The sequence below is a fragment of the Flavihumibacter petaseus NBRC 106054 genome, assembly GCF_000974785.1.
Classification (GTDB): Bacteria; Bacteroidota; Bacteroidia; order Chitinophagales; family Chitinophagaceae; genus Flavihumibacter; species Flavihumibacter petaseus.
On record NZ_BBWV01000001.1, the window covers coordinates 1,949,931 to 1,965,187 of the forward strand.

At 48.4% G+C, this 15,257-nt stretch carries 12 protein-coding genes and 1 tRNA gene; 12 read left to right on the plus strand and 1 reads right to left on the minus strand.

Translation table 11 applies throughout. From position 1 onward, the window contains the following. The first annotated feature begins 2 nt into the window (after positions 1–2). The 6 genes from FPE01S_RS08185 to FPE01S_RS08210 all read left to right on the plus strand — a co-directional run bounded on the left by FPE01S_RS08185 (position 3) and on the right by FPE01S_RS08210 (position 6,087). Positions 3–1,472 (plus strand): RagB/SusD family nutrient uptake outer membrane protein, encoded by a 1,470-nt coding sequence (locus FPE01S_RS08185; protein WP_046368250.1) that lies wholly within the window; start codon positions 3–5, stop codon positions 1,470–1,472. Between the two features lie 11 nt (positions 1,473–1,483). Further along, positions 1,484–2,413 (plus strand): zinc-binding metallopeptidase, encoded by a 930-nt coding sequence (locus tag FPE01S_RS08190; protein WP_046368251.1) that lies wholly within the window; start codon positions 1,484–1,486, stop codon positions 2,411–2,413. Between the two features lie 2 nt (positions 2,414–2,415). Next, positions 2,416–3,735, plus strand: coding sequence for a DUF4302 domain-containing protein (locus tag FPE01S_RS08195; protein ID WP_046368252.1), 1,320 nt, complete (start codon positions 2,416–2,418; stop codon positions 3,733–3,735). Between the two features lie 41 nt (positions 3,736–3,776). Then, on the plus strand, positions 3,777–4,331 hold the full coding sequence (locus FPE01S_RS08200) for a collagen-like triple helix repeat-containing protein (protein WP_046368253.1): 555 nt from the start codon (positions 3,777–3,779) through the stop codon (positions 4,329–4,331). A 256-nt stretch (positions 4,332–4,587) separates the two neighbouring features. Then, a complete protein-coding gene (locus FPE01S_RS08205) occupies positions 4,588–5,493 on the plus strand; it encodes a hypothetical protein (protein WP_046368254.1) in 906 nt (301 codons plus the stop codon). A gap of 60 nt (positions 5,494–5,553) precedes the next feature. Then, positions 5,554–6,087: a hypothetical protein gene (locus tag FPE01S_RS08210; RefSeq protein ID WP_046368255.1), complete on the plus strand. Its 534-nt coding sequence runs from the start codon at positions 5,554–5,556 to the stop codon at positions 6,085–6,087. Between the two features lies 1 nt (position 6,088). Here the strand turns inward: FPE01S_RS08210 and FPE01S_RS08215 are convergent. Further along, positions 6,089–6,161: transfer RNA gene (locus FPE01S_RS08215), tRNA-Gly, on the minus strand. A gap of 197 nt (positions 6,162–6,358) precedes the next feature. Between FPE01S_RS08215 and FPE01S_RS24715 the strand changes: the two genes are divergently transcribed. The 6 genes from FPE01S_RS24715 (at position 6,359) to FPE01S_RS08245 (ending at position 15,147) form a co-directional block, all read left to right on the plus strand. Then, on the plus strand, positions 6,359–7,840 hold the full coding sequence (locus FPE01S_RS24715; RefSeq protein ID WP_052955603.1) for an OmpA family protein: 1,482 nt from the start codon (positions 6,359–6,361) through the stop codon (positions 7,838–7,840). A gap of 70 nt (positions 7,841–7,910) precedes the next feature. Then, positions 7,911–10,262, plus strand: coding sequence for a ChbG/HpnK family deacetylase (locus FPE01S_RS24720; protein WP_052955604.1), 2,352 nt, complete (start codon positions 7,911–7,913; stop codon positions 10,260–10,262). Next, complete coding sequence (locus FPE01S_RS08230) at positions 10,249–12,087, plus strand: cellulase family glycosylhydrolase (protein WP_052955605.1); 1,839 nt, start codon at positions 10,249–10,251, stop codon at positions 12,085–12,087. The genes FPE01S_RS24720 and FPE01S_RS08230 overlap by 14 nt, the downstream gene beginning before the upstream one ends. Before the next feature lie 23 nt (positions 12,088–12,110). After that, on the plus strand, positions 12,111–13,547 hold the full coding sequence (locus FPE01S_RS08235; RefSeq protein ID WP_046368256.1) for a glycoside hydrolase family 30 protein: 1,437 nt from the start codon (positions 12,111–12,113) through the stop codon (positions 13,545–13,547). Between the two features lie 15 nt (positions 13,548–13,562). Further along, positions 13,563–14,498, plus strand: coding sequence for an SRPBCC family protein (locus FPE01S_RS25620; RefSeq protein ID WP_083990171.1), 936 nt, complete (start codon positions 13,563–13,565; stop codon positions 14,496–14,498). A 55-nt stretch (positions 14,499–14,553) separates the two neighbouring features. Beyond that, complete coding sequence (locus FPE01S_RS08245) at positions 14,554–15,147, plus strand: DUF502 domain-containing protein (RefSeq protein WP_046368257.1); 594 nt, start codon at positions 14,554–14,556, stop codon at positions 15,145–15,147. Positions 15,148–15,257: the final 110 nt, after the last annotated feature.

Here is a 15,257-nt window from a genome sequence, read left to right on the forward strand (position 1 = left end):
TAATGAACAGACGTATATTATTCCTGCTCCTCGTAACAGTCATGATGGCTGCCGGTGGGTGTAAAAAATTCCTGGATCAGGCTCCGGACAGCACGAGGACGCAGCTTGACTCGCCGGAGAAGGTGGCGCAATTACTTGGTACGGCATATCCGCAGTCGAATTATATCACTTTTGCAGAAGCGATGAGTGATAACGTAGCGGACAAGGGACCCGACAAAGGCATCCTGACGCTGGTAAACCGGGATCCTTTTTATTTTGAAGATGTAAAAGACAACCAGCAGGATTCCCCCGAAGCTTACTGGGCGGCCTGTTACACGGCTATAGCCGCGGCTAACCAGGCATTGGAAGCCTGTGAGAAGGCAACAAATCCGGAAGCGTATGCTGCACAACGTGGTGAGGCGCTGGTGGCCCGTGCCTATTCCCATTTTATGCTGGTTAATTTCTTTTCGAAATTCTATGATTCCACCACGGCGGCGACTGATCCCGGCATTCCGTATGTGACTGTTCCTGAAACCGTGGTATTTAAACCCTATGATCGTGGTACTGTGAAGCAGGTCTATGACCTGGTGGAGAAAGATCTTCTGGAAGGAATGACCATGCTGCGTGACGACGAATACGCCGTTCCCAGGTACCATTTTACACAAACCGCGGCCCATGCATTTGCAAGCCGGTTCTACCTCTACAAAAGAAATTACCAGAAAGTGCTGGAGCACGCGGAGAAATCGATCATGGGCAATACCATCAGTGAATATCTGCGTCCCTGGAATACCAAATACAGCACGATGACCTACGAGGAGTTGTGGGACCTGTATACCAGTGCGGAGGAGCCTGCCAATCTCCTTCTTGTGGAAACATTATCCGAATATGGACGTTCCTGCCCGTTGTTCCGTTATGGAATGGACTATGCCCGTCAGCAGGAGATTTTCAGCTCAGCGCAGCTGACCAATGCAAGTGCCACCTGGGCCTATTCGATTCTCTACTATGGTGAGCCCAATTACTTCGTTCCGAAGTTCCTGGAGTATTTTGTGAAGACCTCGGTGAATGCCAATATTGGTTATCCCCATATCATGATGCCGTTATTTACCGCAGAGGAGGTTCTTTTCAATCGTGCGGAGGCCAATACCTTTTTAGGCAATACCAGCCAGGCCATCAGTGATCTGAATCTTTTTGCCAGCAAGCGGATCAGGAATTACAGCACAGCCAGTCACACGATCACCACTACCAAGCTTAAAAACTACTACGGTACCAGCGATATAAAATTGGCGACGCTGGTTGCAATCCTCGATTTCCGCCGTTCGGAATATGTTCAGGAAGGGATGCGGTGGTTCGATATCCTGCGTTATAAACTTCCTGTAGAGCACCGGGACCGCGAAGGTGAGGTCGTCGCTTCACTGGCCTCAGATGACTTACGTAAAGTGTTGCAGATGCCTGAGTCAGTGAAAACCTCAGGTCTTCCTATGAACCCCAGATAATTTAAAAGAGCATGAAAAAGATTTCAGGAATACGCAGATGGTTCCCTGCTTTGACACTGATCATTACGTCACTTGTTTTGTTCAGTTCCTGTGCAAAGGAAGACGCCGTGACTACCGATGACATTCTCGGCCTTGGTGGCGACACCTGGACGAAAACGGGCCTTGACCAATGGTTATACGATACCCTGGTCGTTCCCTATAATATTCAGGTTAAATACAAATGGGATCAGTTTGAATTTGAACTGGATAAAACGCTGGTTCCACCCCGTGAAGATGTGGTCAAACCCGTGATGCAAAGCATCAAAAAGGTGTGGATGGATACCTATATCAATGCTGCCGGCCTTACTTTTTTTAACACGTACAGCCCCAAGTTCTTTGTGCTGTCAGGAAGCGCCGCATATAATGACAACGGAAGCATTACGCTCGGTACTGCCGAGGGTGGCCGAAAAGTGGTCCTGTACAAGCTGAATGACTTCAAAACAATGCAGACACCGGGATATGTACCTGCTGATTCCGCGGTTCTGAAAGAAATGTTCCATGTAATCGAACACGAGTTCACCCATATCCTTCATCAGAATATTATGTATCCCTATGCGTTCAAACAGATCACACCCGGACTTTACCGCGCCGACTGGACAAACGTGGCGGAAATGGAAGCAAGAATGGATGGTTTTGTGTCGGCTTATGCAATGTCGGGCTATGATGAAGATTTTGCTGAAATGGTATCACTGATGTTTGTGGAAGGCAGTGATGGATTTGATGCCATTGTGAACAGTATTCCCGATGGAACCAGTATCAATGGTACCGACAAGGCAACTGCCCAAGCCAGGCTTCGGAAGAAAGAAGCCATTGTGGCGGATTATTTCAAACAAGCTTATAAAATTGATTTCTACCAGTTGCAGGCCAGCAAACGTGCAGCGATTGAATCCTTAATTCAGTAATCATGAAACAGCGAATATTACTTTTTGCCCTGCTGACCGCCTTGCTGGCTTCCTGTAACAAACAAAAGGATCCGGTTTTTGACGAGTCACCAGACAAGCGGCTCCAGGAGACACTTGACAAGTTTCAAAGCACGCTGGAAGGAGCTCCCTTCGGATGGAAGGCACTCTTAAAACCAGCAGGGTTGCCCAACGGTATTTATAGTTTTTATTTTAAATTCAAAGGCGGAAACCGGGTGGATATGTTCTCCGATTTCAACGCTGCATCCGCCGCCACAGAGATGGAAAGCAGCTATCGTTTCAAAGCCCTCCAGCAACCCTCATTAATTTTCGACACTTATTCCTATCTGCACGTTCTTGCTGATCCGGATGCATCAAAAAACGGTGGCACCTACGGCAGGGGGCTTGGATCAGATTTTGAATTTGCAATGGAAGGCATCAGTAACGACAGTGTGTTTCTTAAAGGCCGGTTTAATGGTACCCGGGTGACACTGGTCAAAGCAACACAAGAAGAAGCTGATGCATATTACAACGGTGACTACCGCAACCGAGCCTTTGAACACATCAGCGACTACCTCACCTACTTCAAGAAGCTCCAGTATGCTAATCAGCAGTACGATATCACCGCCAACATTCAGGCACATACCCTGATCTTCAACTGGAAAGATGGAGCAGGAAATCCTTTTTCGGATACTACCGGTTTTTATTTCTCGACAGACGGGATAATTATCGAACCTGCTTTCCGGGATGGGAACACGGTTATTTCCAGCCTCGATGAAATGGAATGGAATGCCACTGTCCGCAAACTTACGTTTACTATTAACGGCAACAGCAGCAGTATCCTGGAGTCCGTTAAGCCGGTGTATGTTGATAAAAATGCCGCAAGAACCTGGTGGAACCTGGCAGCCGCAAATGGTTTTGTGTGGAGATCATGGAAAGGTTTTCATGTAGATGGAGTCGATGATGCTTATGGCATTACAAAAACAGCTGACTTTAACAGCCTGATATTCATTCCGCAGTTTGATGCTCAGGACAATATCACCTACGATCTCCTAGGTGGGGTGATAGAGCAGTCGGGAGCATTAGGGTTGAGTTACGGCCTGGCTACACAGCCGCCGCGTTTCCTAAATGACGGACGCGTGGTGTTTCCTGAGTTCGGCGTTCTGGGTGAGATCCCGGAAGCGGATGCTGCTGCTATTGAGAATACGTTCGTGGCTTTCCTGGAAAGCGAAGGTTTTTATGTTATGGCCACCGGAGAAAATACTGCTGACCTGGTCAGTGCAAAGGATGCCCGTTCCTGGATATCATTCGTAGTGTGGTACTGATGTTCTTGAGTCAATCAATTTCTAATCGTAAAAAAACAACAATGAAACTGTTTAACACATCAAAGGTTCTGAGTCTGGCTATGGCAGCCATGGTATTGTTTACAGCATGTTCAAAAGATGGTGACCAGGGGCCGCAGGGCGAAACTGGTACAACTGGGCCCCAGGGTCCTGCTGGCCCTGCTGGTGAGTCCGGCATTACGGACGTTTATTATTCTGACTGGAAAGATGTAACGTTCCAGGCTATTGATCAGAACGGGGATGAGCAGCCGGAAGCGTTTATCTCCCTGATTGATGTGCCCGAAATTACTGAAGATATCATCGGCGGCGGCGAAATCAAGGTATATATCAACGTAGGGTCTGATACAGAACCTGAAATCATGGCATTACCCTATCTCGATCAGATCATCCCAACTTTTTCTCTGGGAAGCATTAACCTGGTTGCCTTTGGAAACTATGGCACTTTTGAAGAGGAAGGTCAAACCTTCAATCAATACCGGTATGTAATCATTCCTGGTACGGTGAAACTGGCGTTGGAGAACAAAAAAATTGACATCAACAACTACCAGCAGGTAGCGTCAGCCCTGCACCTGCAATAATTTTTCTCATGTGTGTACGCGATTGCGCAGCCGCCTCTCGGTTGTTGCAATCGCTTTTATTTGTTGTCTGACGCTTGTGCATACACGGCAGCAAACAAAAAATATCATAATTAACAATATATGTATGTGTATTGCATTTGTTATAAGTGATATAAGTAAACAATGTATTAAATATGGCGGCAAGCGTCAGTGATCCACGTTAAAGCGGGTGTTCAATATGCAATAGGGACTTACCTTATGCCGTTATCCGGTAACTATGAAAATCTCCCACCTACTGGCGCTCCTTACCTCTATTGTTACTGCAGGGAGCGCTGTCTTCGCCCAGTCAGTCCCGCCGGCTGTTCGGACTGTTTCGGATACTGTAATTACCATCGACGGGAAATCCGAAATGAAGTTGTACTACCAATTCACGAAAGGTGACCGGATTATTTATCATTTCGAAGAAACCAATGGCAAAACACTGAAAGAGGTGGAGATAAGTGAAAATGCGGATATCACCCGTTTCCTTGAATATGACAGCAAGGAACTCGACAAAGTGCTGGACGTAAGCCGCAAGGTCATTTTTCATTTCCGGTTCAGGAATACAACAGGCGGCAAACGAACCTGCCATCTGCAGATCGGACGGGTGCCTTCCTCCGCAGCAACAACCGATTTTGTGACCGCCGTTGAACCGTGGATGCTGGGCGATACTACGAATCATGCAAAGAACAATGCCTTGCTGCTTCAGAAAACCAGGAAAAAGATCCTACTCATGTCTCCAACGAACTATGTGCTAAGCAGCACAAGTAACAGCGTATTGAAGGGATGGAAGTCAAAAATCGCGGTGCCAATTGAATTACCCTTGCATACAGTTGAGTGGTATTACAGGTTTTCTGTCGGTTCAGCTAATGACAGCACATTTTCCGGTACCAGCTTTACCGGAGGCGAAACCTGTGATATTTACCTGATTGACAAACAAAACCTCACCAGCTTCGAAACGGATCCTGCTTTCCCGTTTTATGAAAGCGGAATCCAGGTGGATGCGCACGAGGGACTTGTAAAAATGGAACCTTTTCAGAAACACCAGCTGCTTATCGGCCTGATCAACCCAAATAATATAAAAGGCATAACCGTTCGTCTGGAAGTGGTCGCCTTTGTGGAAGAATCCGCAGGAACGCAATAAGGGAAGTTGCAGGTATGAAAAATTTATTGCATATTAGCGGTAGCAACCAATCCAGAAGATATGTTTGTGGAATTTCGTACCCGAGTGATCGTAGGGGCGATGCTATGCGTATTTGCCTCCTGCCATAAGGATATTCAATTCGATCCCATTCCTCCTGAAATAAGTCCCCATCTAACCGCATTTATCGACCAGGACAGTATCAGTTTTCCGACCGGAATGAGCGCCAGTATTGTAAAGGAAGGCTCTAATTATACCCTGCGGATAAAGGGCAGGCAGGCGAAAATAAGTATTGAGCTTGAAGCCATTTCCTATATGGACAATTTCTGGCCCGGAAAGAAATTCACAGAAAACAACGTCGCAGGGATTCCTCCCAGCAGTATTACCCTCGTGATGAATACTGAGAGTGATTCCATTCCCTTTTCAAGTTATTACGAACCCTCACCCGGATATGTAGACGAAAGAATGGAGATCATCATTACGGAAAGAACGGAGGAATATATCGAAGGCATTTTTTGTGGTGATCTCTACGAAGAAACATTTCCTTACTACCATATAAAGGTAGTTTCTAACGGCACTTTCAAGGCGCAGTTCTGAGAGCGGAAGACGGGACTCGAACCCGCTGCCTACAGCTTGGGAAGCTGTCGCTCTACCAGGTGAGCTACTTCCGCTTAGCCTGAATTTAATGCATTTTTTATGGTTAACCCCTCTCTTTATTAAAGATGGCCCGTTAATTGCAAACGGTTCGTTAAGAAGGGTAAACATATTTGCAATAAATTTGCGTTAGTCCCTTCCCCAGGCGACACCGCCTTTAATACAACTGTTAGTGTTCTGATGGTAGCACGTTTTGAAACTTAAAAACAATTGTATGAAAAGATGCTTATTCCTGCTCCTCTCCCTCTGTTCCGGAATTATGGGTTTCTCGCAGGATACTACCATGACCACTGCAGCAGCTGGTACTGCAGCTGCCACCAATTCACAAACACTTCCCCCTCTCAAAATCGTTAAAGAGCATTATACCGTTTCTGGTGGTATACTGGGTGCATGGAATTATAACCGTTTCCGTACAGACGGTGACAATCCCAGCAACATCGATTTCGACTGGAAAAGCGGCTGGTCAGCAGGTCTTTGGGTAAATTTCCCACTCGGTAAGGTGATTTCCATTGAGCCGCAGGCCATGTACAGTTCTTACCCGATCAGTCCCAAAACCAATACTGCGGGCATCCTGAACGGAGACATGGACTATATCTCCGTTCCTTTGCTCGTAAAATTCCATCTTGGACCCAAATTCGCGATCACTGCCGGTCCGCAGTTCGACTTCCTGACCAGGGTGAAAGACGACAACAACAGCGGCCTGGATAAAGACGATTTCAAAAAAACCAGCACAGCGATTACGGGTGGTATCGAAATCCTGCCGCATGCGCGCGTAGTGGTTTTCGCGAGGTACATCCATGGCCTGACCGACATGAACGAGGCACAATTACCCGGAAACCAGAACATCAAATTTTACACCCAAACGATACAGGCGGGCTTGAAGCTGAGGTTATTTGGACGTCTCGTACCAGCTGATTCTGATGGTGATGGAGTGATCGACAAAGAAGACAGCTGTGCTTCCGTTCCGGGTTTTGCGCGTTACAAAGGCTGCCCGATCCCTGATACTGACGGTGATGGTATTAATGACGAACTCGATAAATGTCCCACCGTTGCCGGTACCCAGAAGTATGAAGGCTGTCCGATTCCCGACCGTGATAAGGATGGTGTAAATGACGAAGAAGATAAATGTCCTGATACACCAGGTCTTGCCAAATACAATGGCTGCCCCATTCCAGATACGGATAAAGATGGTATCAATGATGAAGAAGATAAATGTCCCAACGAGCCGGGTGTAGCCAAATACAATGGCTGTCCGATTCCGGATAAGGATGGTGACGGTGTGAATGATGATGAGGACCGTTGCCCGGATATTGCCGGACCTGCAGACAACGGTGGTTGCCCGAAACTGGAAACTTCCAAATTCAATGCATCCAATGTTCAGTTCGTAACAGGCAGTGCCACACTGACCGCTGCGGCGAAAAAAGAACTGGATAAAGCAGCGAGGATCCTGAATGAACAGTATCCGCAACTGAAAATGGAAATTGCCGGGCATACCGACAATACCGGCAAGGCAGACAAGAACATGACGTTGAGCCAGAAACGCGCAGATGCCGTGAAAGCTTACCTCGTGAAGAAAAAAGTAGATGAAAGCAGGTTGACCGCTACCGGTTACGGTCAGGAACAACCGATAGCAGATAATGCTACTAAGGAAGGCAAAGCGCAGAACCGCCGGGTTGAGTTCAAAGTAAGCCAGTAAGACAGCAACAATACAGATACAACCGAAGCAGGCCGTAAGGCCTGCTTCTTTTTTTGAAATATATTTAAGTATGAAATACCTGATGATTGCCATTGCCGTTCTGGGCAATATTTCGCTGCTTTCCGCACAGACCTCCCTTCCACGTAGCACGCCGGAAGCCGAAGGTGTGGCCTCTGCCGACATCAGCCGCCTGCTGGATGCTATGGAAGGCAGCACCCACCAGTTTCATAGCCTGATGATCCTTCGACATGGAAAAGTGATTACCGAAGGTTGGTGGAAACCCTATGATAAAGACCTGGTGCATACCATGTACTCGGTCAGCAAAAGTTTTACAGCGACGGCCATTGGATTCCTGGTGGCTGAAAAGAAAATTACCGTGGATGACAAGGTGATCAGCTTTTTTCCGGATGACCTTCCCGATACCGTATCAGTTAACCTGAAATCCCTTCGTATCCGTGACTTGCTGACCATGAGTGTTGGTCATGCCACTGAGCCCACCTTTGCAACGGTGAGCAATGACAATTGGGTAAAAGCTTTCCTGGCGTGGCCGGTACAGTATATGCCGGGTTCAAAGTTTCTTTATAATTCACTCGCCACCTATATGCTGAGCGCCATCGTTCAGAAAGTGACGCGAGAGCAGTTACTGACCTATCTGCAGCCCAGGCTATTCACGCCCCTGGGTATCACCGGTATAGACTGGGAAACAGATTCGCGCGGTATCAATACCGGTGGCTGGGGTTTACGACTTAAAACGGAAGATATGGCCAAATTCGGCCAGCTTTTTCTCCAGAAGGGCCAATGGCAGGGCAAACAAATTCTTCCTGTTTCGTGGGTTACGGAAGCGACCACCCGAAAGATCTGGCAGGATCCGGATGCGCCATCTTCCAGGAAAGACTCCAGCGACTGGCTTCAGGGTTACTGTTACCAGATGTGGCGTGGCAGGCACAACAGTTTCCGGGGAGATGGTGCTTTTGGTCAGTATATTCTGCTGTTGCCTGATCAGGATGCTGTGGTGATCATTACTTCCGAAACGGCAAATATGCAGGGAGAACTCAACCTCATCTGGCAATACCTGCTGCCGGCCTTCCGGGAAGGGAAATTAAAACCGGCTAAAAAGGAGCATCAGGCATTGCAAAAAAGATTGCAACATCTTTCGGTAAAAGCCGAGGGGATAACTGGCACTGATGGCAATGAAACAGAAAAGCGTATCAACGGAAAGCAGTTCGGCATTATCAGTGCTCAGCGGGGGTTCGACAGCATTTCGATCTCGTTCTCCGGAAACCGCTGTTTGGTGAGGTTCTGCACTGACAGCGCTGTTCATCCGGTTATTTTCGGGAAAGACTCCTGGGAGAAAGGTGCCACTACCCGCAGGGGGCCATATCTCGTGGAACATGCCAGAAACAACCGGGCAGCTTATCCCCCCATGCGGATCGCAGGGAACTATCACTGGCAGTCGGCAAACACGCTCGATCTTAATATACTCTATTACGAATCCCCGCATACGGAAACGATCAGGTGTCACTTTCAGGGTGATGACCTGGTACTGGAAGATATTTCTTCGTTCGACAAGCAGCATCCAAAAAACCTGACAGCTATAGCCATCACGCGGCGTACCAACCCTCCCCGGCTCATCATCCGGGGTGATGATATGGGTTACTCCCACAGCGGCAATCTTGCCTTGATGCAGTGTTATGAAAAAGGAGTGGAAACGAGCATTGAAGTGATCGCTGCATCGCCCTGGTTTCCCGAGGCTGCACGCATGCTTTCAGCCCAACCCAATGTGGAAGTTGGCCTGCACTTTGCGATTACCAGTGAATGGGATAATGTGAAATGGCGGCCGCTGACCACAGCCGCAAGCCTGAGGGACGAAGACGGCTATTTTTATCCCATGCTCTGGACGAACAAGAATTATCCCGGTCAGGCGGTAAAAGATAATCCCTGGAAACTTGAAGATGTAGAAAAGGAGTTGCGTGCGCAGATCGAACTGGTAAAGAAATATGTGCCGCGCGTGAATCATATTTCCGGCCATATGGGCAGTCAGAACCTCAGCACAGATGTTGCCCGGGTAGTGAAAAAGCTGGCCGCTGAATATGGGCTTGATGCTGCTGATTTTCCTGTAAACAAACCATTGCTGTACTTTCCTGCTGACCTTGGTGGGCTCCGCGGCGATGCAAAGATCGACGCTTTTCTGAAAGGCCTTGATGCACTGGAAGAGGGCAGGACGTACCTGTTTGTTGAGCACCCCGGACTCGACAATGAAGAGTTGAGAGCAATTCACCATATCGGCTATGAAGACGTCGCTGCAGATCGCCAGGGCATTACAGATCTCTATACAGACCCGCGTGTAAAAAAAGCGATCGTGCAAAAAGGGATTCTTTTGACGGGTTACCTCCCCAAAAAACAGGCATATGAAGCGAAATAGGTGGCAGAGGAACCTGGTGGCCGCAGTACTTGCAGTCGCTTCCGCCAAGGTGAGCGGACAGGTGGCTTTTGATCATAGTGCTACCGTTCATCCGCAAGCCAAAGGCTTTGTGCATGCTATGGGGCAAAAGATCGTTGATGGCAGTGGTAATGATCTTTTGATCCGGTCCATCGGCCTGGGGGGCTGGATGTTGCAGGAGGGCTATATGTTGCGGCTCCGACAGGAGGGGCAACAATACAAGATACGGGAGCGGATCGAAAAGCTTGTGGGTGAAGAAAAAGCTGAGCTATTTTATCAGGCATGGCGTGACAATCACTGTACGCGTACTGATGTCGATTCACTGAAATCATGGGGTTTCAATGCCGTGCGGCTTCCTATGCATTTTGCGCTATATACGCTGCCCGTTGAAAAGGAACCTGTAGCCGGAAAACAAACCTGGCTGGAAGAAGGTTTCCGTAGAACCGATAGTCTCCTTGCCTGGTGCCGCGCCAGCGGGATCTACCTGATCCTTGACCTGCATGCCGCGCCAGGGGGGCAGGGGAATGACCTGAATATAGCAGACCGCAATCCGGATCTGCCTTCCTTGTGGCAATCTGCGGCCAACCGTGAAAAAACAGTTGCCCTCTGGAAAAAACTTGCGGAACGATACCGTGATGAAACCTGGATAGGTGCCTATGACATTATCAATGAGCCAAATTGGGGATTCACCGACCCTGAGCGTGACAAGAATGGCACACAGGAACCAAATAATGCACCGCTGCGGGAGTTGCTGGTGAATATCACGAACGCCATCCGGTCGGTCGACAGAAATCATATGATTATCATCGAGGGAAATGGCTGGGGAAACAATTATCGTGGTGTTTTTCCGCCTTGGGATAAGAATCTCGCGGTGAGCTTTCACAAATACTGGAATTATAATGACCTGAATGCAATCAGGAATATGCTGGAGACCCGAAGTCGCTACGATGTGCCTGTATGGGTCGGTGAAACAGGGGAGAATTCCAATGTCTGGTTCCGTGATGCGGTCAAATTGCTCGAATCGCAACAGATCGGGTGGGCGTGGTGGCCCCTGAAAAAACTGGGAACCAATAACCCGTTGGAAGTACCGGCACCAACGGGTTATGAACAACTGCTGAAACACTGGCAGAAAAATGCACCGGCACCGGATGACTCATGGACCATTCTGAAGGCGCTTGCGACCAATACCAGGATCGACAAAAATCTGTTGCACTACGATGTGCTGGATGCGCTGTTCCGGCAACAGCATGATCCAACGGCAAGGTCATTTCAGGTGCATGCTCCGCAGCAATTCCGGCTGGCGGCTGATGCCCTGAAAAGTTCTGCCCCGATCACCATACCCGCAGTGGCATATGATCTTGGGCCGTCGGGAGTCGCCTATTTCGATCTTGATTCCGCTGACTACCATGTTTCTCAGACCAACAGCAAAGGAGGAAACCTGGGCCGCCAGTATAGGAATGATGGTGTGGATGTTTACCGTGACAGTACCAGCGGCTATTTTTATGTCGGGCATACCGAAGTGGGTGAATGGCTTCAGTATACCTTTCAGGTACCTGCGGCCGGGAAGTACAGAATAAGTTTTTTGGCAGCGGCGCCGGAGCCGGGAACAAGTTTCCGCCTGGCAATAAATGGAAAACCTGCTGCGGAAATGTTTAGTGTTGCGGCAACGGGGTCGGAAACCAGCTGGAAAGAACTGCCCGGAGAAGTGCTGACATTACCTGCGGGGGAAGCGAAGCTTCGCCTGACGACAGTAAGCGGGGGCTACCAACTGGCTGCGATCATGCTTCAACCCGTTAAGAAACAATAATCGAAACATAAATCTTGCAACATATGTCATCCATAAAAATCTACAGCGGCCTGTTTAGTTGCCTGCTGATGACGACGACTTTACAGGTGATGTCGCAAAATTCGGCAACCGTGTATACCACGGCAAAAGGCACCCCGATGCGGCTTGCAGAAAGCGGGAAACTGGAATTCAAGCCCTTCGGACAACCGGTAGAAACACAGATTTGCATTTTTGTGGATGATGACCGCTCCTTCCAGACATTTATGGGAATTGGTGGTGCGTTGACTGATGCCTCTGCTGAGGTCTATGCCAAACTGCCGACTGATAAACAACGCGAGCTGATCAAAGCTTATTATGATCCGGTCAACGGAATAGGTTACCGGCTGGCCAGGACAAATATTGCCAGTTGCGATTTTTCCAGCGGGAGCTACACTTATGTTTCGGAGAAAGACGCAGAACTGAAAAGTTTTAACATACAGCATGACCGGCAATACAAGATTCCACTCATTAAGGCGGCGACACAGGCAGCCGGAGGTAAACTTCCGCTTTATGTGAGTCCATGGAGCCCTCCTGCATGGATGAAAGACAACAATAGCCTTATCCAGGGCGGAAAATTACTGCCGCAATACAGGCAGGCCTGGGCCAATCATTACGTAAAGTTCATCCAGTCTTATGAGGCGGAGGGCATGCCGGTGTGGGGACTTTCCGTTCAGAATGAGCCGATGGCGAAGCAACGATGGGAAAGCTGTATTTATACAGCAGAGGAGGAGCGGGATTTTATCCGGGACTATCTTGGACCTACCCTGGAACGGTCAGGAATGGGAGAGAAAAAGCTAATTGCCTGGGACCATAACCGCGACCTGCTTTACCAGCGGGCCAGCACTTTGCTGAAAGACGCAGCCGCCGCGCGGTATGTTTGGGGAATAGGTTTTCACTGGTATGAAACCTGGACCGGCAGTGCCATGCAGTTTGAGAATCTGAAACGCGTACAGGAGTCTTTTCCCGACAAGAACCTGATTTTTACGGAAGGCTGCGTTGAAAAGTTCGATTTCAAGCGCGTGAATGACTGGACATTGGGTGAACGTTATGGATTGTCGATGATCGGTGATTTCAATGCCGGCACCGTAGCCTGGACAGACTGGAATATTCTGCTTGATGAAAACGGAGGACCCAACCATGTCGGGAATTTCTGTTTTGCCCCGGTAATCGCAGATACCCGCAATGGAAGCCTTATCTATACCAACGCTTATTACTATATCGGCCACTTTTCGAAGTTCCTGCAACCGGGCGCGAAAAGGATTGTGGCATCCAGCAACCGGGACCTGCTGCAAACCACAGCTTTCCGGAACCCTGATGGCACCCTGGTTGTTGTAGTGATGAATACAAGTGATAATACGCTTGATTTTCAGCTCTGGAAAAATGGCAACGCTGCTCCTGCGAAAAGCCTTCCGCATTCTATGATGACGTTTCTGATACGTTAATCTAAAACAAGTACCATGTTAGGTCAGATTATAAAAACTTCCGAAAGCGACTGGCAGGTGCGCTATGAAAGAATCTTACCACATCCAATTCATGACGTTTGGACCACTATCACACATCCGGACCTGATGCAATACTGGTTCACAGACATTGATATGGATTTCCGCGAAGGCGGCACCATAAAGATTTACTTCCGCGATCAGGATAAAACGCTATCTACTGCAACGATCCTGAATATCCAGGCACCCAATCAATTCAGTTATAATTGGGAAGGGGAGCAGGCTGTGTGGGACCTGGTGCAGATCGATTCCGCAACTACGCAACTGACTTTGACCTATTCCAAATTGTCAACGGAAATGGTTAAACGTGTGCCTGCAGGCTGGCATGCGTTGCTGGATCGACTGGATGCAACGCTGAACGGGCAACGAATGCGTTATCCCTTTGGTGCGGAGCAGGACAATGCGGTATTGCAGCAGTTGCAGGTTCGATATGCCAATCAGCTTTCCGAACAATATCCGGACCAGGAAAGCGGAAAATCGGTAGTGCTGGAGAAAGTATTTGACGCGGCACCCGGAAAAATCTGGAAAGCATTGACAGATAAGGGGGAAATGAGGAAATGGTATTTTGACCTTAGTGATTTCAGGGCGGAGCCGGGATTTCAATTTAGTTTTCCCGGTCAGGGGGCGAAAGGTGAACAATACATGCATCGCTGTGAAGTACTGGAAGCAGTGCCTGAGCGAAGGCTCCGGTATAGTTGGGCTTACGATGGGCATCGCGGCTATTCGGTTTTAACTTTCCTGCTGAAGCCGGAGGGTGGGGGCACACGTTTGAGGCTGACACACCGTGGCCTCGAAACATTCCCCGATGGTCCTGATTTTCAAAGAGAAAGTTTTCAGGCAGGTTGGACCGAATTGATTACCAAACATCTCGATATTTATCTGAAGGAGAATTAATAAATTCGACGTGAGTCCGGCCCGGAAACTGCTTTTTTCTCCTTAAATCAACACCATGAAAAGCATCGGCCAGTTTGTTAAGAACACCATTATCGGAGGTCTGTTGCTGATGATCCCCCTGGTTTGCGTTATTCTCGTGGGTGGTAAAGCCCTCCAATTGGTGAGGAAACTTATCTCCCCGATTACAAACAGGCTGCAGGATAGAAACATTGCCGGCGTTGGGCTGGGTTTTATTCTGACGGCTGTGGTTTTGATATTCCTTTGTTTCATCGCAGGGCTGCTGATGAAAACACCTACTGCGAAAAAATTCAAACAATTCCTGGAGAACCAGGTGCTGGTGTATATCCCGGGCTATTTTTACATACAGGCGATATCCAATGAGAAGCTGGATACGGCGGCAACAAGCAACTGGAAACCAGCTGTTTTTATAGCAGATGAAAATGAAACCATTTGTTTTGTAACGGACGAATCACCCGGACACTATTCGATTTATATACCGGCTTGTCCTTCGCCTTCAACAGGCTCAGTTGTGTCGCGGAAAAAAGAAGACGTGCGTTTGCTGCCAATTACGGTGCCGGAAGCCCTCAGTATGATCAGGCAATTTGGCAAGGGTGCCGCTACTGCCGTAGAAAAGCGGATGCCGAACTAATCTTTTTTTCCAAAATTAATTGAGCTATATTTAAGCAGGTTTTCATCCCCTGTTACTCCGTACTATTCCTTCCCCCCTTTGTCTCTGAGTAGCAATAACCAGTAAATGGT

Bases quoted from the DNA above. Each gene is read 5' to 3' on its own strand.
- FPE01S_RS08185 (WP_046368250.1), top strand. From the start codon at position 3: ATGAACAGACGTATATTATTCCTGCTCCTCGTAACAGTCATGATGGCT.
- FPE01S_RS08190 (WP_046368251.1), top strand. From the start codon at position 1,484: ATGAAAAAGATTTCAGGAATACGCAGATGGTTCCCTGCTTTGACACTG.
- FPE01S_RS08195 (WP_046368252.1), top strand. From the start codon at position 2,416: ATGAAACAGCGAATATTACTTTTTGCCCTGCTGACCGCCTTGCTGGCT.
- FPE01S_RS08200 (WP_046368253.1), top strand. From the start codon at position 3,777: ATGAAACTGTTTAACACATCAAAGGTTCTGAGTCTGGCTATGGCAGCC.
- FPE01S_RS08205 (WP_046368254.1), top strand. From the start codon at position 4,588: ATGAAAATCTCCCACCTACTGGCGCTCCTTACCTCTATTGTTACTGCA.
- FPE01S_RS08210 (WP_046368255.1), top strand. From the start codon at position 5,554: ATGTTTGTGGAATTTCGTACCCGAGTGATCGTAGGGGCGATGCTATGC.
- FPE01S_RS24715 (WP_052955603.1), top strand. From the start codon at position 6,359: ATGAAAAGATGCTTATTCCTGCTCCTCTCCCTCTGTTCCGGAATTATG.
- FPE01S_RS24720 (WP_052955604.1), top strand. From the start codon at position 7,911: ATGAAATACCTGATGATTGCCATTGCCGTTCTGGGCAATATTTCGCTG.
- FPE01S_RS08230 (WP_052955605.1), top strand. From the start codon at position 10,249: ATGAAGCGAAATAGGTGGCAGAGGAACCTGGTGGCCGCAGTACTTGCA.
- FPE01S_RS08235 (WP_046368256.1), top strand. From the start codon at position 12,111: ATGTCATCCATAAAAATCTACAGCGGCCTGTTTAGTTGCCTGCTGATG.
- FPE01S_RS25620 (WP_083990171.1), top strand. From the start codon at position 13,563: ATGTTAGGTCAGATTATAAAAACTTCCGAAAGCGACTGGCAGGTGCGC.
- FPE01S_RS08245 (WP_046368257.1), top strand. From the start codon at position 14,554: ATGAAAAGCATCGGCCAGTTTGTTAAGAACACCATTATCGGAGGTCTG.